Source organism: Shumkonia mesophila, from assembly GCF_026163695.1.
GTDB lineage: Bacteria > Pseudomonadota > Alphaproteobacteria > Rhodospirillales > Shumkoniaceae > Shumkonia > Shumkonia mesophila.
The window spans coordinates 85,077-98,873 of sequence record NZ_JAOTID010000004.1 but is presented as its reverse complement, the minus strand read 5'-3'; the positions used below and the strand labels follow the sequence as shown (position 1 = coordinate 98,873).

At 63.7% G+C, this 13,797-nt stretch carries 25 protein-coding genes; all 25 read left to right on the top strand.

Translation table 11 applies throughout. The annotated features are described in order from the left end of the window. The first annotated feature begins 172 nt into the window (after positions 1–172). Genes rpsL through rplO form a run of 25 tightly spaced genes read left to right on the top strand, consistent with a single transcriptional unit; the run spans position 173 to position 13,773 of the window. Entirely contained in the window at positions 173–544 is a 372-nt protein-coding gene (rpsL, locus tag ODR01_RS08770; protein ID WP_316977262.1) for a 30S ribosomal protein S12, read from the top strand. A 15-nt stretch (positions 545–559) separates the two neighbouring features. Beyond that, positions 560–1,030: a 30S ribosomal protein S7 gene (gene rpsG, locus ODR01_RS08765; RefSeq protein WP_316977261.1), complete on the top strand. Its 471-nt coding sequence runs from the start codon at positions 560–562 to the stop codon at positions 1,028–1,030. 21 nt (positions 1,031–1,051) lie between these two features. Continuing rightward, positions 1,052–3,133 (top strand): elongation factor G, encoded by a 2,082-nt coding sequence (fusA, locus tag ODR01_RS08760; RefSeq protein ID WP_316977260.1) that lies wholly within the window; start codon positions 1,052–1,054, stop codon positions 3,131–3,133. Positions 3,134–3,165: 32 nt separating this feature from the next. Continuing rightward, positions 3,166–4,356, top strand: coding sequence for an elongation factor Tu (tuf, locus tag ODR01_RS08755; protein ID WP_316977259.1), 1,191 nt, complete (start codon positions 3,166–3,168; stop codon positions 4,354–4,356). A 44-nt stretch (positions 4,357–4,400) separates the two neighbouring features. Further along, positions 4,401–4,709, top strand: a complete 309-nt coding sequence (gene rpsJ / locus ODR01_RS08750) for a 30S ribosomal protein S10 (RefSeq protein WP_316977258.1) — start codon at positions 4,401–4,403, stop codon at positions 4,707–4,709. An 11-nt stretch (positions 4,710–4,720) separates the two neighbouring features. Continuing rightward, positions 4,721–5,455 (top strand): 50S ribosomal protein L3, encoded by a 735-nt coding sequence (gene rplC, locus ODR01_RS08745; protein WP_316977257.1) that lies wholly within the window; start codon positions 4,721–4,723, stop codon positions 5,453–5,455. A 6-nt stretch (positions 5,456–5,461) separates the two neighbouring features. After that, complete coding sequence (gene rplD, locus ODR01_RS08740; RefSeq protein WP_316977256.1) at positions 5,462–6,082, top strand: 50S ribosomal protein L4; 621 nt, start codon at positions 5,462–5,464, stop codon at positions 6,080–6,082. Further along, the gene (locus ODR01_RS08735; RefSeq protein ID WP_316977255.1) at positions 6,079–6,411 is read left to right on the top strand and encodes a 50S ribosomal protein L23; all 333 of its coding nucleotides are present in this window, start codon (positions 6,079–6,081) and stop codon (positions 6,409–6,411) included. Before rplD ends, ODR01_RS08735 begins: the two co-directional genes overlap by 4 nt. A 3-nt stretch (positions 6,412–6,414) precedes the next feature. Further along, positions 6,415–7,242 carry a 50S ribosomal protein L2 gene (gene rplB, locus ODR01_RS08730; RefSeq protein WP_316977254.1) on the top strand — a complete coding sequence of 276 codons (828 nt, stop codon included), beginning with the start codon at positions 6,415–6,417 and terminating at the stop codon, positions 7,240–7,242. Between the two features lie 12 nt (positions 7,243–7,254). After that, positions 7,255–7,533 carry a 30S ribosomal protein S19 gene (gene rpsS / locus ODR01_RS08725; protein WP_316977253.1) on the top strand — a complete coding sequence of 93 codons (279 nt, stop codon included), beginning with the start codon at positions 7,255–7,257 and terminating at the stop codon, positions 7,531–7,533. 2 nt (positions 7,534–7,535) lie between these two features. Beyond that, positions 7,536–7,916, top strand: coding sequence for a 50S ribosomal protein L22 (gene rplV, locus ODR01_RS08720; protein ID WP_316977252.1), 381 nt, complete (start codon positions 7,536–7,538; stop codon positions 7,914–7,916). After that, positions 7,916–8,593, top strand: a complete 678-nt coding sequence (gene rpsC / locus ODR01_RS08715) for a 30S ribosomal protein S3 (RefSeq protein ID WP_316977251.1) — start codon at positions 7,916–7,918, stop codon at positions 8,591–8,593. Before rplV ends, rpsC begins: the two co-directional genes overlap by 1 nt. Before the next feature lie 35 nt (positions 8,594–8,628). Further along, complete coding sequence (gene rplP / locus ODR01_RS08710) at positions 8,629–9,048, top strand: 50S ribosomal protein L16 (protein WP_316977250.1); 420 nt, start codon at positions 8,629–8,631, stop codon at positions 9,046–9,048. A 4-nt stretch (positions 9,049–9,052) separates the two neighbouring features. After that, positions 9,053–9,250, top strand: coding sequence for a 50S ribosomal protein L29 (rpmC, locus tag ODR01_RS08705; RefSeq protein WP_316977249.1), 198 nt, complete (start codon positions 9,053–9,055; stop codon positions 9,248–9,250). A 15-nt stretch (positions 9,251–9,265) separates the two neighbouring features. Then, the gene (gene rpsQ, locus ODR01_RS08700) at positions 9,266–9,502 is read left to right on the top strand and encodes a 30S ribosomal protein S17 (RefSeq protein ID WP_316977248.1); all 237 of its coding nucleotides are present in this window, start codon (positions 9,266–9,268) and stop codon (positions 9,500–9,502) included. 33 nt (positions 9,503–9,535) lie between these two features. Further along, positions 9,536–9,904 carry a 50S ribosomal protein L14 gene (gene rplN / locus ODR01_RS08695; protein ID WP_316977247.1) on the top strand — a complete coding sequence of 123 codons (369 nt, stop codon included), beginning with the start codon at positions 9,536–9,538 and terminating at the stop codon, positions 9,902–9,904. Next, positions 9,904–10,224 carry a 50S ribosomal protein L24 gene (gene rplX, locus ODR01_RS08690; RefSeq protein WP_316977246.1) on the top strand — a complete coding sequence of 107 codons (321 nt, stop codon included), beginning with the start codon at positions 9,904–9,906 and terminating at the stop codon, positions 10,222–10,224. Before rplN ends, rplX begins: the two co-directional genes overlap by 1 nt. A 14-nt stretch (positions 10,225–10,238) precedes the next feature. Next, the gene (rplE, locus tag ODR01_RS08685; RefSeq protein ID WP_316977245.1) at positions 10,239–10,781 is read left to right on the top strand and encodes a 50S ribosomal protein L5; all 543 of its coding nucleotides are present in this window, start codon (positions 10,239–10,241) and stop codon (positions 10,779–10,781) included. 22 nt (positions 10,782–10,803) lie between these two features. Further along, positions 10,804–11,109, top strand: coding sequence for a 30S ribosomal protein S14 (gene rpsN / locus ODR01_RS08680; protein WP_316977244.1), 306 nt, complete (start codon positions 10,804–10,806; stop codon positions 11,107–11,109). Between the two features lie 13 nt (positions 11,110–11,122). Beyond that, on the top strand, positions 11,123–11,521 hold the full coding sequence (rpsH, locus tag ODR01_RS08675; RefSeq protein WP_316977243.1) for a 30S ribosomal protein S8: 399 nt from the start codon (positions 11,123–11,125) through the stop codon (positions 11,519–11,521). Positions 11,522–11,544: 23 nt separating this feature from the next. Beyond that, positions 11,545–12,078, top strand: coding sequence for a 50S ribosomal protein L6 (rplF, locus tag ODR01_RS08670; protein ID WP_316977242.1), 534 nt, complete (start codon positions 11,545–11,547; stop codon positions 12,076–12,078). A 3-nt stretch (positions 12,079–12,081) separates the two neighbouring features. Further along, positions 12,082–12,444, top strand: a complete 363-nt coding sequence (rplR, locus tag ODR01_RS08665) for a 50S ribosomal protein L18 (protein ID WP_316977241.1) — start codon at positions 12,082–12,084, stop codon at positions 12,442–12,444. Positions 12,445–12,456: 12 nt separating this feature from the next. Further along, on the top strand, positions 12,457–13,029 hold the full coding sequence (gene rpsE, locus ODR01_RS08660; protein WP_316977240.1) for a 30S ribosomal protein S5: 573 nt from the start codon (positions 12,457–12,459) through the stop codon (positions 13,027–13,029). A 5-nt stretch (positions 13,030–13,034) separates the two neighbouring features. Then, positions 13,035–13,232, top strand: coding sequence for a 50S ribosomal protein L30 (gene rpmD / locus ODR01_RS08655; protein ID WP_316977239.1), 198 nt, complete (start codon positions 13,035–13,037; stop codon positions 13,230–13,232). Between the two features lie 40 nt (positions 13,233–13,272). Continuing rightward, on the top strand, positions 13,273–13,773 hold the full coding sequence (gene rplO, locus ODR01_RS08650) for a 50S ribosomal protein L15 (RefSeq protein WP_316977238.1): 501 nt from the start codon (positions 13,273–13,275) through the stop codon (positions 13,771–13,773). Positions 13,774–13,797: the final 24 nt, after the last annotated feature.

Here is a 13,797-nt window from a genome sequence, read left to right as displayed (position 1 = left end):
TGGTGGACCTCTCGGTTCAGACGCGGTCTCGGATGTGAAAAAAACATAACTGGGTCAGCGCCCTCCGGGCGGTAAGGATAACCGTCGGGAGTGGTTTTTTGCCTCGTTTTCGGGGTGCGCGCCACGGTCTTGACCATCAGGGCCGGGCGCACGTGTGAAGTGGAACGACGCAATGCCAACAGTTAACCAATTGATCCGGAAGCCCAGGCAGGCGCCGGATATCCGTAACAAGGTTCCGGCGCTGGATAGCTGTCCGCAGAAGCGGGGCGTCTGCACGCGCGTCTACACCACCACCCCGAAGAAGCCGAACTCGGCGTTGCGGAAGGTGGCGCGCGTCCGCCTGACCAACGGTTTCGAGGTCACCAGCTACATTCCCGGCGAGGGGCACAATCTTCAGGAGCACTCGGTGGTGATGATCCGGGGCGGTCGCGTGAAGGACCTTCCCGGCGTTCGCTACCACATCATTCGTGGCACCCTTGACACCCAAGGCGTTTCGGATCGCCGCCAGCGTCGTTCGAAATACGGCGCGAAGCGGCCGAAGTAGGATTGGAAGAAGAGCATGTCCCGTCGACACGCTGCAGAAAAACGCGAAGTCCTGGCCGATCCCAAGTTCGGGGACGCGGTGGTCACCAAGTTCACCAACGGCTTGATGCTGGATGGTAAGCGCTCGGTGGCCGAGCACATCATTTATGGGGCTCTCGATATCATCCAGCAGAAGACCGGGCAGGATCCGCTCAAGGTCTTCCACGATGCCATCGAGAACGTGAAGCCCGCCGTCGAGGTGCGTTCTCGACGGGTCGGCGGCGCCACCTATCAGGTGCCGATCGAGGTGCGCTCGGCCCGCCGTCAGACCCTGGCGATCCGTTGGATCGTCGATCTGGCGCGCAAGCGTTCGGAGAACACCATGACCGAGCGTCTTTCGGGCGAACTCCTGGACGCCGCCAACAACCGCGGGTCCGCCGTCAAGAAGCGCGAGGATACGCACCGTATGGCGGACGCCAACAAGGCGTTCTCGCACTACCGCTGGTAGATTTTCGGAGCAGATCCTAGCATGGCCCGCACGACGCCCCTCGACCGCTATCGCAACATCGGCATCATGGCTCACATTGATGCCGGGAAAACGACGACGACCGAACGAATCCTGTATTACACCGGCCGGTCCTACAAGATCGGTGAAGTCCATGACGGCAACGCCGTGATGGACTGGATGGAGCAGGAGCAGGAACGCGGCATCACCATTACCTCGGCCGCGACCACCTGCCAGTGGCGCGAGCACCGTATCAACATCATCGATACGCCTGGCCACGTGGATTTCACCATCGAAGTCGAGCGGTCCCTCCGGGTTCTGGATGGGGCCGTTGCCGTTTTCGACAGCGTCGGCGGCGTCGAGCCGCAGTCCGAGACGGTGTGGCGTCAGGCCGACCGCTACAAGGTGCCGCGCGTCTGCTTCGTCAACAAGATGGACCGCATCGGCGCCGACTACTTCCGCTGCATCAAGCAGATCGGCGAACGCCTGGGGGCCAATCCCCTGGTCTGCCAGCTGCCGATCGGCGAGGAGTCCGAGTTCGCCGGCATCGTCGACCTGATCGCCATGGAGTCGGTGATCTGGAAAGACGAGGCGCTGGGCGCCGAATTCGTGCGCGGGCCGATCCCGGCCGCGCTTGCCGACGACGCGGCGATGTGGCGCGAGCGGCTGGTCGAGATGGCCGTCGAGCAGGACGACGTGGCGATGGAGGCTTATCTCGAGGGCGGCAAGGAGCCCGACATCGCGACCCTGAACAAGTGCATCCGGCGCGGCACCGTGAACGGCGTCTTCGTGCCGGTGATTTGCGGATCGGCCTTCAAGAACAAGGGCGTGCAGCCGCTTCTCGACGCCGTGGTGGATTACCTGCCGGCGCCGACCGACGTGCCGGCGGTCGTTGGCGTCAAGGCGGGGACCGAAGAGCCGGTCACTCGGCGGAATTCGGATGATGATCCGCTGGCCGCATTGGCCTTCAAGGTGATGAACGACCCGTTCGTCGGTTCGCTCACGTTCGCGCGTATCTATTCGGGTGTGCTGGTCAACGGTCAGCAAGTCCGCAACACCACCAAGGACCAGCGCGAGCGTATCGGCCGCATGCTGCTGATGCATGCCAACTCGCGGGAAGACATCAACGAGGCGCGAGCCGGCGACATCGTGGCGCTGGCGGGTCTCAAGCAGACCACTACCGGCGACACACTCTCCGATCCGCAGCATGCCGTCGTGCTGGAGAAGATGACTTTCCCGGACCCGGTGATCGAGATCGCTGTCGAGCCGAAGTCGAAGGCGGACCAGGAGAAGATGGGCCAGGCCCTGTCGCGCCTGGCGGCCGAAGACCCGTCCTTCCGGGTGGCTTCCGACCCCGAGAGCGGCCAGACCGTGATCAAGGGGATGGGCGAGCTGCACCTCGAGATCATCGTCGACCGCATGCGGCGCGAATTCAAGGTCGAGGCCAATATTGGCCAGCCGCAGGTGGCTTATCGCGAAACCATCCGCCAAACCGCCAATGTGGACTATACCCACAAGAAGCAGACCGGCGGGTCCGGCCAGTACGCGCGGGTGAAGTTCCGCTTCGAGCCGCTGCCGGCGGGTTCGGGCTTCCTGTTCGAAAACGAGGTTTCCGGCGGCAACGTCCCGAAGGAATTCATCCCCGGCGTTCAGAAGGGGCTTAACGCGGCGATCCAGACCGGCGTCATGTGCGGGTTCCCGGTGACCGACCTCAAGGCGGTCCTCTACGATGGCGCCTCGCACGACGTCGACTCCAGCGTCATGGCCTTCGAAGTCGCCACGCGGGCGGCCTTCCGGGAAGGCATGGCGAAGGCCAAGCCGGTCCTGCTGGAGCCGATCATGCGGGTCGAGGTGGTGACGCCGGACGAGTACATGGGCGACATCATCGGCGACCTGAACTCGCGTCGCGGCAGCATCTCGGGGATGGATCAGCGGGGCAATGCCCGGGTGATCAACGCGCAGGTCCCGCTGGCGATGATGTTCGGTTACGTCAGTACGCTCCGTTCCATGAGCCAGGGGCGGGCCCAGTTCACCATGCATTTCGATCACTACACAGATGTGCCGCAGCAGGTCTCGGACGAGGTCAAGGCCAAGCTAGCAGGCTAACCACGAAACTCGGCGAGAACGGAGAATAGATCATGGGCAAGCAGAAGTTTGAGCGGACGAAGCCGCACTGCAATGTTGGGACGATTGGCCACGTTGACCACGGCAAGACGACGTTGACGGCGGCGATTACGAAGGTTCTGGCCGAGCAGGGGTTTGCGGAATTCACGCCGTTTGACCAGATTGACAAGGCGCCGGAAGAGAAGGCGCGCGGGATCACGATTGCGACGGCGCACGTTGAGTATCAGACGTCGAAGCGTCATTACGCGCACGTCGACTGCCCTGGCCATGCGGACTACATCAAGAACATGATCACGGGCGCGGCGCAGATGGACGGTGCGGTGCTGGTGGTCTCGGCGGCGGACGGGGCGATGCCGCAGACGCGCGAGCACATCCTTCTGGCCCGCCAGGTGGGCGTTCCGGCGCTGGTCGTTTACATGAACAAGGTTGACCAGGTCGACGACCCGGAGTTGCTGGAGCTTGTTGAGATGGAGCTTCGGGAGCTTCTGTCGAGCTACGAGTTCCCGGGCGACGACATCCCGATCGTGAAGGGTTCGGCGCTGGCGGCTCTGGAGGGGCGTGACGAGGAGATCGGCAAGAAGTCGATCCTGGCGTTGATGGATGCGATCGACAGCTACATTCCGCAGCCGGACCGTCCGAAGGACCAGCCGTTCCTGATGCCGATCGAGGACGTGTTCTCGATTTCGGGGCGTGGGACGGTGGTGACGGGCCGCGTTGAGCGCGGGGTTGTGAAGGTTGGCGAGGAAGTTGAGCTGGTTGGCATCCGGGCGACGCAGAAGACGGTGTGCACGGGCGTCGAGATGTTCCGCAAGCTTCTGGACCAGGGCGAGGCGGGGGACAACATCGGGATCCTGCTGCGCGGCACGAAGCGCGACGACGTTGAGCGCGGTCAGGTTGTTGCGAAGCCGGGTTCGATCACGCCGCACACGAAGTTCAAGGCGGAGGCGTACATCCTGACGAAGGAAGAGGGTGGTCGCCACACGCCGTTTTTTGCGAACTACCGCCCGCAGTTTTACTTCCGGACGACGGACGTGACGGGGACGGTTGTTCTGCCGGAAGGCACCGAGATGGTGATGCCGGGCGACAACATCACGATGGAGATCGACCTGATTGCGCCGATCGCCATGGAGGAAGGCCTTCGGTTCGCCATCCGCGAGGGTGGCCGCACCGTCGGCGCCGGCGTCGTCGCATCGATCATCGAGTAGTGGGAAGACATACCGGCGTTTCAGCCGGTGAGATGGACTGAGCCATGGAAAGTCAAAACATACGAATTCGGCTTAAGGCGTTCGATCATCGCGTCCTCGACCAGTCGGCGCGCGAGATCGTCAACACCGCCCGGCGTACCGGTGCCGAAGTGCGTGGTCCGATCCCGCTGCCGACGCGGCTGGAGCGGTTCACGGTGCTGCGCTCTCCGCACATCGACAAGAAGTCGCGCGAGCAGTTCGAGATCCGCACCCACAAGCGGGTGCTCGACATCATCGATCCGACGCCTCAGACGGTGGACGCGTTGATGAAGCTCGACCTGGCGGCCGGCGTCAACGTCGAGATCAAGCTGTAAGGGTGAGTGCGATGCGAACCGGTTTGATTACACGCAAGATGGGGATGACCCGCGTGTTTGCCGAGGACGGCAGCCACGTTCCGGTGACCGTGCTCAAGGTCGACGACCTTCAGGTCGTCGCCCATCGCACCGAGGACAAGGACGGCTACAACGCCCTGCAGTTGGGGTGCACCGCCGCCAAGGTGAAGAACGTGACCAAGGCGCAGCGCGGCCATTTCGCCAAGGCGAAGGTCGAGCCCAAGCGCCACGTGGTCGAGTTCCGCATCTCGGGGGACGCCTTCGTCGACGTCGGCGCCGAGCTGGCGGCCGATCATTTCACGGTCGGGCAGTACGTCGACGTGACCGGCACCTCGATCGGCAAGGGCTATGCCGGCGGCATGAAGCGTCATGGCTTCGCCGGCCTCAGGGCGACACACGGCGTTTCGGTCAGTCACCGCAGCCTCGGTTCCACCGGCCAGAACCAGAGCCCGGGTCGCGTCTTCAAGGGTAAGAAGATGCCGGGCCACATGGGCGACAGGCGGGTGACCACCCAGAACCTTCAGATCGTCGCCACCGACGTGGAGCGCGGCCTGATCCTGGTGAGGGGTGGCGTTCCCGGCTGCGACGGCGGCTTCCTGCTGATCCGCGACGCGATGAAGCGTCCGCTGCCGAAGGACGTGCCGTTCCCGGCCAGCGTCCGGGCGTCGCAGGAAGCGGTTCCGGCGGATGCGCCGGCCGCGGGCGAAGCCGACGAGAAAAAGGAATAGGCGACCATGAAGTGCGACGTGATCAGCCTGGAAAACGAAACGGTCGGCAGCATCGATCTGGATGAGACGGTGTTCGGCGTGCCGGTGCGGGGCGACATCCTGGCCCGCATGGTCAACTGGCAGTTGGCCAAGCGCCGGGCCGGCACCCACAAGACCAAAGGCGTTTCCGAGGTCAGCGGCACCACCAAGAAGCCTTTCCGCCAGAAAGGCACCGGTCGGGCCCGCCAGGGTTCGATGCGTTCCGCCCAGATGCGGGGCGGCGGCATCATCTTCGGGCCGGTCGTGCGCGATCACGCTCATGACCTGACCAAGAAGGTTCGCAAGCTGGCGCTGAAGACGGCGCTCTCGGCCAAGCAGGCCGACGGCAAGCTGGTGGTTCTGGACAGCACCCAGATCAAAGAGGCGAAGACCCGCGACCTCGCCAAGACCCTCGAGAAGCTGGGCTGGACGTCGACCCTGGTCATCGACGGGACCGAGGTGGACGCCAATTTCGCCAAGGCGGCGCGCAATATATTGGGCCTCGACGTGTTGCCCAGCCAGGGCGCGAACGTCCACGACATCCTGCGTCGCCAGACGCTGGTTCTGACCAAGGACGCGGTCGCGAATTTGGTGGAGCGTTTGAAATGAAGACCTATACGGGCAAAGGCGGCCGGGGCGTGAAACCCAGTCAGGGCCGCATCTACGAGCTGATCCGTAGGCCGATCATCACCGAGAAGGCGACCCTGCTGTCCGAGTTCAACCAGGTCAGCTTCGACGTGCCGCTGGATGCGACCAAGCCGGAGATCAAGGCGGCCATCGAGAACCTGTTCAAGGTCAAGGTGATGGCGGTCAACACCCTGCGCCAAAAGGGCAAGGTGAAACGGTTCCGCGGACGGCTTGGCCAGCGGAGTGATTCCAAGAAGGCGATCGTGACGCTGGCCGAAGGCCAGTCCATCGACGTCTCGACGGGGGTTTGAGCGATGGCGCTGAAACAATTCAAGCCGGTAACGCCGGGTCGCCGCGGCCTTGTGCTGGTCGACCGCGCCCAGCTGTGGAAGGGCGATCCCGAGCGGTCGCTGACCGAAGGGCTGCGCGGCAACGGCGGCCGCAACAACATGGGGCGCATCACGGCGCGCCGGCGGGGCGGCGGCCACAAGCGGCGCTATCGCATCGTCGACTTCAAGCGCGACAAGCTGAACGTGGTGGCGACGGTCGAGCGTCTGGAGTACGACCCCAACCGCACGGCCTTCATCGCCCTCATCCGCTACGAGGACGGCGAGCTTGCCTACATCCTGGCGCCGCAGCGGCTGAAGGCCGGCGACACCGTGGTGTCGGGCACCGACGTCGACATCCGCCCGGGCAACGCGATGCCGTTGCAGAACATTCCGGTCGGCACCATCGTCCATAACGTCGAGATGAAGGCGGGCAAGGGCGGCCAGATCGCCCGTTCGGCCGGCACCTACGTGCAGCTGATCGGCAAGGATCGTGGCTATGCGCAGTTGCGGCTGGCCTCCGGCGAGTTGCGGCTGGTGCGGGCCGAATGCATGGCGACCATCGGCGCGGTTTCCAACGCCGACCAGCAGAACATCAAACTGGGCAAGGCCGGCCGCAGCCGGTGGCTGGGCAAGCGTCCGAGCGTGCGCGGCGTGGCCATGAACCCGATCGACCACCCGCACGGCGGCGGCGAGGGCCGCACCTCGGGCGGCCGTCATCCGGTGACGCCATGGGGCAAACCCACCAAGGGCAAGCGGACCCGCAACAACAAACGGACGGACGCGTTCATCATGCGTCGCCGTCCCAAGAAGTAGAGGAGGGCGGTCGTGGCACGTTCCGTTTGGAAAGGCCCCTTCGTGGACGGCTACCTTTTCAAGAAGGTGGAGCAGGTTCGCGGTTCGGGGCGTAACGAGATCATCAAGACGTGGTCGCGCCGGTCGACGATCATTCCCCAGTTCGTGGGGCTGACGTTCGGCGTCTACAACGGCAAGAAGTTCATACCGGTGCTGGTGACCGAAGACATGATCGGTCACAAGTTCGGGGAATTCTCGCCGACCCGCGTCTTTTATGGCCATGCGGCCGATAAACGGGCGAAAAGGGCTTAACCATGGGCAAGAAGACGGCCCCCCGGCAGCTCGCCGACAACGAGGCGATGGCCTATTCCAAGTTTCTGCGGACCAGTCCGCAGAAGCTCAACCTCGTGGCGGAGTCCATTCGCGGCAAGTCCTGCGAATCGGCCCTGGCGGAGCTGACCTTTTCGAAAAGGCGCATCGCCAGCGAGGTAAAGAAGGTTCTGCAATCGGCGATTGCCAACGCGGAGAACAACCACCAGCTCGACGTCGATCAGTTGATCGTCTCCGAGGCGACGGTGGGGCGTACCCTGGTCATGAAGCGGTGGCGGGCTCGGGCCCGCGGCCGGGTGGGGCGCATTCAGAAGCCGTTCAGCAATATCCGGCTGGTGGTTCGCGAACGCGAGGAGACGGCATAATGGGTCAGAAGGTCAACCCGATTGGATTGCGGCTCGGCATCAACCGGACGTGGGATTCCCGCTGGTACGCCGACGAAAGCTACGCGACCCTGTTGCACGAGGATCTGCGCATCCGCGCCTTCCTGCAGGACAAGCTGAGCCAGGCGGGGGTGTCTCGGATCATCATCGAGCGTCCGGCCAAGATGGCGCGCGTCACTATCCACACGGCCCGGCCGGGCGTGGTCATCGGCAAGAAGGGCGCGGACATCGAAAAGCTGCGCGGCGAATTGTCGAAGATGACCGGTTCCGACGTCCACCTGAACATCGTCGAGATCCGCAAGCCGGAAATCGACGCCCAGCTGGTTGCCGAGAACATCGCCCATCAACTGGAGCGGCGCGTCGCCTTCCGTCGGGCCATGAAGCGGGCGGTGCAGTCGGCCATGCGCCTGGGCGCCGAGGGCATCCGCATCAACTGCGGCGGCCGTCTGGGCGGCGCCGAAATCGCTCGCATGGAATGGTACCGCGACGGCCGCGTGCCGTTGCACACCCTGCGTGCGGACATCGATTTCGGGGTCGGCACCGCGAAGACGACATACGGCACCTGCGGCATCAAGGTCTGGATTTTCAAGGGCGAGATTTTGGCCCACGACCCCATGGCCGTCGAGAAGCGGGCGGCGGAGCAGCAGCCGGCGCGTTAAGACGCGACTGAATCTAGGTTAGGAAAGACGGGAAGATGCTTAGTCCCAAACGTACAAAATTCCGCAAGGCGCATAAGGGCCGCATCCACGGCCTGGCGACGCGCGGAAGCCGTCTCACTTTCGGGACCTACGGCCTGAAGGCCATGTCGGCTGAACGGATCACCGCCCGCCAGATCGAGGCGGCACGGCGTGCGCTCACCCGCCACATGAAGCGTGCCGGCCGGGTGTGGATCCGGATTTTCCCGGACGTTCCGGTCAGCACCAAGCCGGCCGAGGTTCGTCAGGGCAAGGGCAAGGGGTCGCCCGAATTCTGGGTCTGCCGGGTCAAGGCCGGACGCATCATGTTCGAGATTGATGGCGTTCCGCGCGATATCGCCCAGCGGGCTTTCGAACTGGCGGCGGCCAAGCTGCCCGTCAAGACCCGCTTCGTGGCGCGTGTGGGTGAGGAGGGCTGATCCCATGAAGGCAAGCGATCTTCGCACCAAGACCGTCGACGAGCTTAAGGATCAGTTGATCGGGCTCAGGAAAGAGGCGTTCAATCTGCGTTTTCAGGCGGCCAGCGGCCAGCTCGAAAACACGGCCCGGGTCGGTCAAGTGCGCCGCGACATCGCGCGCATCAAGACCGTTCTGGATGAGCGCACGCGGGCCGCATCGTAAGGAAGGACCGGGACAATGCCGAGGCGAGTTCTGCAAGGGGTCGTGGTCAGCGACAAAATGGACAAGACCGTCGTGGTCAGCGTCGAGCGTCGACTGATGCATCCGATCTATAAAAAATTCATCCGCCGCAGCAAAAATTACGCGGCGCATGACGAGAGCAATGCGGCGAAGGTGGGCGACGTGGTGAAAATCCGCGAGTGCCGCCCGATTTCGAAGCGCAAGCGTTGGGAAGTGGTCGGCGAAGGCGCCTGATTTGGCGCCGGCGGACTGGAAAGGAATAAGACAATGATCCAAGCCCAGACCAATATGGACATTGCCGACAACTCGGGTGCTCGCCGGGTGCAATGCATCAAGGTGCTTGGCGGCTCGAAGCGCAAGTATGCTTCCGTCGGCGACGTCGTCGTCGTCTCCGTCAAGGAGGCGATCCCGCGCGGACGCGTGAAGAAGGGCGATGTCCTGAAGGCGGTGATCGTGCGCACGGCGAAGGACATTCGGCGCGCCGACGGCACGTCGATCCGCTTCGACCGCAACGCCGCCGTCCTGATCAACAATCAGGGCGAGCCGATCGGAACGCGTATCTTCGGCCCGGTGACCCGTGAACTGCGCGCCAAGCACTACATGAAAATCGTCTCTCTGGCGCCCGAGGTGCTGTGATGCCGAAAGTGAAGATCAAGAAGGGCGATCAGGTGGTCGTCCTGACCGGGAAGGACAAGGGCAAGAAGGGCGAGGTCCTGAAGGTCCTGCCCAAGGAGAACCGTGCCGTCGTCCAGGGCGTCAACACCATCAAGCGCCACACGAAGCCGACCCAAAGCCAGGCCGGCGGTATCGTCGAGCGCGAGGCGTCCATCCACATTTCGAACCTGGCCTTCGTCGATCCGAAGACGGGCGAGCCGACCCGCATTGGTTACAAGTTCCTTGACGACAATCGCAAGGTGCGCGTGGCCCGGCGGTCCGGTGAGGTCATTGACGCGTAAAAGGGCCTGACACCATGACACCACGCCTGCAAGAGATTTACGAAAAGACGGTCCGGACGGCCTTGGTCGAGGAATTCGGCTACAAGAACCCGATGGAAGTGCCGCGGCTGGAGAAGATTGTCGTCAACATGGGGGTCGGCGAGGCCACCCAGGACAGCAAGAAGATGACCGTGGCGGCCGAAGAGCTCGCCCTCATCACCGGCCAGCGGCCCGTCATCATCAAGGCCCGCAAGTCGGTGGCCGCGTTCAAGCTGCGCGAGGGGCAGACGGTTGGCTGCAAGGTCACCCTGCGCCGCGCCCACATGTACGAATTCCTGGACCGGCTGATCAACATCGCCCTGCCGCGCGTCCGCGATTTCCGGGGCGTTTCCGGAAAGAGCTTCGACGGACGTGGCAATTACGCGATGGGTCTCAAGGAACAGATCATTTTTCCCGAGATCGATTACGACAAGGTCGACCAGATCCGCGGCATGGATGTGATCATCTGCACGACGGCCAACAGCGACGCCGAAGCGAAAGCGTTGCTGAAGGCCTTCGAAATGCCGTTCAACAGTTAGAAGGCCGACGGAGACAATCGGAATGGCTAAGACAAGCGCCATCGAACGGAACATGAAGCGCATGCGACTGGCGAAGAAGTATGCGGCGAAACGGACCCACCTCAAGGAGGCGGCGAAAGACGAGTCGCTGTCGCCCGAGGAGCGGTTTACGGCACGCCTCAAGCTGGCGCAGCTTCCCCGGAATTCCGCGCCTGTGCGGATCCGCCTGCGGTGCGAGCTTTCGGGCCGGCCGCGCGGGAATTACCGCAAGTTCAAGTTGTCGCGGATCGCATTACGTGACCTCGCGTCTCGGGGCCAGATCCCCGGTATGGTTAAGTCGAGTTGGTAGGAGGGCACGGTAGATGTCCATGAGCGATCCCCTTGGCGATATGCTCACGCGCATTCGGAACGGGCAGCGCGCGCGGAAAGACGTAATCGTCGCGCCGGCCTCGAAGCTGCGCGCCAACGTGCTCGAGGTTTTCAAGCGCGAGGGGTATATCCGGGGCTACAGCCAGTATGAAGTTCGGCCTGGTATCAGCGAACTGAAGATCGAACTGAAGTACCACGAGGGCGACCCCGTCATCCGCGAGATTCATCGGGTGTCGAAGCCGGGGCGCCGGGTTTATTCCGGCATCAAGGATCTGTCGCGGGTGTACAACGGTTTGGGCATTTCGGTGCTGTCGACCCCGCGAGGGGTGATGTCCGACGCCGAAGCGCGTGCGGCCAATGTCGGTGGCGAAGTCCTGTGCCAGGTCTTCTAGGAATTCGAAGGTAGGAGACGGTCATGTCGCGCGTCGGCAAACATCCGGTAACGGTTCCCCAAGGCGTCAATGTGGCGATCTCGGGAAACATCCTGAGTGCCAAGGGGAAGCTTGGCGAATTGTCTGTCAGGCTGACGGACGATGTGGAGATCAAGCAGGAAGGCAATCTCGTGTGGGTCAATCCCCGCAACGAGAGCCTGATCGCCCGCAAGATGTGGGGGACCGCGCGCAACGTGATCCGCAACATCGTCTCCGGGGTCAACGAAGGGTTCACGCGTCGGCTCGAGATCAACGGCGTCGGCTATCGTGCGCAGGTGCAGGGCAAGGAGTTGGTCCTGCAGTTGGGCTACAGCCACGACGTCCGCTATCCGATCCCGACCGGCATCGAAATCAAGTGCCCCGATCAGACCCATATCGAGATCCACGGGGCAAACAAGCAGCAGGTTGGGCAGATTGCGGCTGAAATCCGCGCTTTCCGGCCGCCCGAACCGTACAAGGGCAAGGGCGTGAAGTATGCCGAAGAGACCGTTCTCCGCAAGGAAGGCAAGAAGAAGTAAGCCATGATCGATTCAAAACAACTGTTCGAGCGGCGCAAGCAGCGCGTGCGGCACAAGATCCAGCTTCGGGCTGGCAGCCAACCGCGTCTTTCGGTGTTCCGGTCCAACAAGCACATTTACGCCCAGGTCATCGACGACAGGCAGGGCAAGACGGTGGTTTCCGCCTCGAGCCTGGAGAAGGACCTGCGCGGGAAGCTCAAGACCGGGGGCGATGTCGCGGCGGCCGTCGAGATCGGCAAGCTGGTGGCGACGCGCGCGGTTGCGGCCGGCGTCACCAACGTGGTGTTCGATCGCAGCGGCTACCGGTTCCACGGCCGGGTCAAGGCCCTCGCCGACGCCGCCCGCGAAAGCGGCCTGTCCTTCTAGGGAGTTGTAGATATGGCAAGAACACCCACTGCGGCACCGGAAGGGTTCGGGCGGGAGCGCGGCGGCCAGGAAGAATCCGAATTCCTGGACAAGCTGGTTCACATCAACCGCGTCGCCAAGGTCGTCAAGGGCGGCCGGCGGTTCTCGTTCGCCGCGCTGGTTGTGGTCGGCGACGGCCGCGGCCGGGTCGGCTACGGCACCGGCAAGGCCCGCGAGGTTCCGGAAGCCATCCGCAAGGCCACCGAGTCGGCCAAGCGCGGCATGATCCGCGTGCCGCTGCGCGAAGGCCGCACGCTGCATCACGACGTCAACGGCCACTTCGGGGCCGGCAAGGTGGTGGTCCGCGCGGCGCCTCCCGGCACCGGCATCATCTGCGGCGGCCCGATGCGCGCCATTTTCGAAACCATGGGCGTCCAGGACGTGGTTGCCAAGTCGGTGGGGACGGCCAATCCGCACAACATGATCAAGGCGACCTTCGACGCCCTGAACAATTGCCTGTCGCCGCGCGGCGTCGCCGCCAAGCGCGGCCTCAAGGTCGGCGAAATCGTGTCGCGGCGCAGCGACGCCGCGGCGGGCAAGGAGTAACTTGGATGGCCGACAAGAAGAAGTCGACCGTGAAGGTCACCCAGATCGGCAGCCCGATCGGCCGCAAGAAGGATCAGCGCGCCACTCTGGTCGGCCTGGGATTGAACAAGATGCATCGGACCCGCGAGCTTGAGGATACGCCCGCCGTGCGCGGGATGATTGCCAAGGTTCAGCACCTGGTTCGTGTGGACGAGGCGGGCTGAGGCCCGCCGCCCAGGCTCAGCGAATAAGGACGGACGCGAGATGAGACTCAACGAACTTCGGGACAATCCTGGCTCCCACAGGCCGCGCAAGCGCATCGGCCGTGGCATCGGCTCCGGAACCGGCAAGACGTCGGGCAAGGGCCAGAAGGGCCAGAAGTCGCGCAGCGGCGTGTCGCTCCTCGGCTTCGAGGGCGGCCAGATGCCTCTGTACCGGCGCCTGCCCAAGCGCGGCTTCACCAACATCTTCCGCAAGGAGTTCCTGGTCATCAACCTGGGCGACCTGCAGAAGGCGGTGGACGCCGGCAAGCTGGATGCCAAGAAGCCGGTCAACGCCGACGCCCTGAGGGCGGCCGGCATGATCAAGAAGCGCAAGGTCGGGATTCGCCTGCTTGCCAAGGGCGAGATCAAGGCCAAGCTGACCATCGAGGTCGACGGCGCGTCCAAGGCGGCGATCGAGGGCGTCGAGAAGGCGGGCGGCACGCTCGTCATCCTGGCTCCCGCGACCGACGCGGCCGCCGCCGACAAGTCCGAAGCGAAGTAGAGCGCCCAGGCTGGGACGAGAGAT

What these genes read in the sequence shown, in the direction of transcription:
- rpsL (WP_316977262.1), top strand. Translation starts at nt 173, where the DNA reads ATGCCAACAGTTAACCAATTGATCCGGAAGCCCAGGCAGGCGCCGGAT.
- rpsG (WP_316977261.1), top strand. Translation starts at nt 560, where the DNA reads ATGTCCCGTCGACACGCTGCAGAAAAACGCGAAGTCCTGGCCGATCCC.
- fusA (WP_316977260.1), top strand. Translation starts at nt 1,052, where the DNA reads ATGGCCCGCACGACGCCCCTCGACCGCTATCGCAACATCGGCATCATG.
- tuf (WP_316977259.1), top strand. Translation starts at nt 3,166, where the DNA reads ATGGGCAAGCAGAAGTTTGAGCGGACGAAGCCGCACTGCAATGTTGGG.
- rpsJ (WP_316977258.1), top strand. Translation starts at nt 4,401, where the DNA reads ATGGAAAGTCAAAACATACGAATTCGGCTTAAGGCGTTCGATCATCGC.
- rplC (WP_316977257.1), top strand. Translation starts at nt 4,721, where the DNA reads ATGCGAACCGGTTTGATTACACGCAAGATGGGGATGACCCGCGTGTTT.
- rplD (WP_316977256.1), top strand. Translation starts at nt 5,462, where the DNA reads ATGAAGTGCGACGTGATCAGCCTGGAAAACGAAACGGTCGGCAGCATC.
- ODR01_RS08735 (WP_316977255.1), top strand. Translation starts at nt 6,079, where the DNA reads ATGAAGACCTATACGGGCAAAGGCGGCCGGGGCGTGAAACCCAGTCAG.
- rplB (WP_316977254.1), top strand. Translation starts at nt 6,415, where the DNA reads ATGGCGCTGAAACAATTCAAGCCGGTAACGCCGGGTCGCCGCGGCCTT.
- rplV (WP_316977252.1), top strand. Translation starts at nt 7,536, where the DNA reads ATGGGCAAGAAGACGGCCCCCCGGCAGCTCGCCGACAACGAGGCGATG.
- rpsC (WP_316977251.1), top strand. Translation starts at nt 7,916, where the DNA reads ATGGGTCAGAAGGTCAACCCGATTGGATTGCGGCTCGGCATCAACCGG.
- rplP (WP_316977250.1), top strand. Translation starts at nt 8,629, where the DNA reads ATGCTTAGTCCCAAACGTACAAAATTCCGCAAGGCGCATAAGGGCCGC.
- rpmC (WP_316977249.1), top strand. Translation starts at nt 9,053, where the DNA reads ATGAAGGCAAGCGATCTTCGCACCAAGACCGTCGACGAGCTTAAGGAT.
- rpsQ (WP_316977248.1), top strand. Translation starts at nt 9,266, where the DNA reads ATGCCGAGGCGAGTTCTGCAAGGGGTCGTGGTCAGCGACAAAATGGAC.
- rplN (WP_316977247.1), top strand. Translation starts at nt 9,536, where the DNA reads ATGATCCAAGCCCAGACCAATATGGACATTGCCGACAACTCGGGTGCT.
- rplX (WP_316977246.1), top strand. Translation starts at nt 9,904, where the DNA reads ATGCCGAAAGTGAAGATCAAGAAGGGCGATCAGGTGGTCGTCCTGACC.
- rplE (WP_316977245.1), top strand. Translation starts at nt 10,239, where the DNA reads ATGACACCACGCCTGCAAGAGATTTACGAAAAGACGGTCCGGACGGCC.
- rpsN (WP_316977244.1), top strand. Translation starts at nt 10,804, where the DNA reads ATGGCTAAGACAAGCGCCATCGAACGGAACATGAAGCGCATGCGACTG.
- rpsH (WP_316977243.1), top strand. Translation starts at nt 11,123, where the DNA reads ATGTCCATGAGCGATCCCCTTGGCGATATGCTCACGCGCATTCGGAAC.
- rplF (WP_316977242.1), top strand. Translation starts at nt 11,545, where the DNA reads ATGTCGCGCGTCGGCAAACATCCGGTAACGGTTCCCCAAGGCGTCAAT.
- rplR (WP_316977241.1), top strand. Translation starts at nt 12,082, where the DNA reads ATGATCGATTCAAAACAACTGTTCGAGCGGCGCAAGCAGCGCGTGCGG.
- rpsE (WP_316977240.1), top strand. Translation starts at nt 12,457, where the DNA reads ATGGCAAGAACACCCACTGCGGCACCGGAAGGGTTCGGGCGGGAGCGC.
- rpmD (WP_316977239.1), top strand. Translation starts at nt 13,035, where the DNA reads ATGGCCGACAAGAAGAAGTCGACCGTGAAGGTCACCCAGATCGGCAGC.
- rplO (WP_316977238.1), top strand. Translation starts at nt 13,273, where the DNA reads ATGAGACTCAACGAACTTCGGGACAATCCTGGCTCCCACAGGCCGCGC.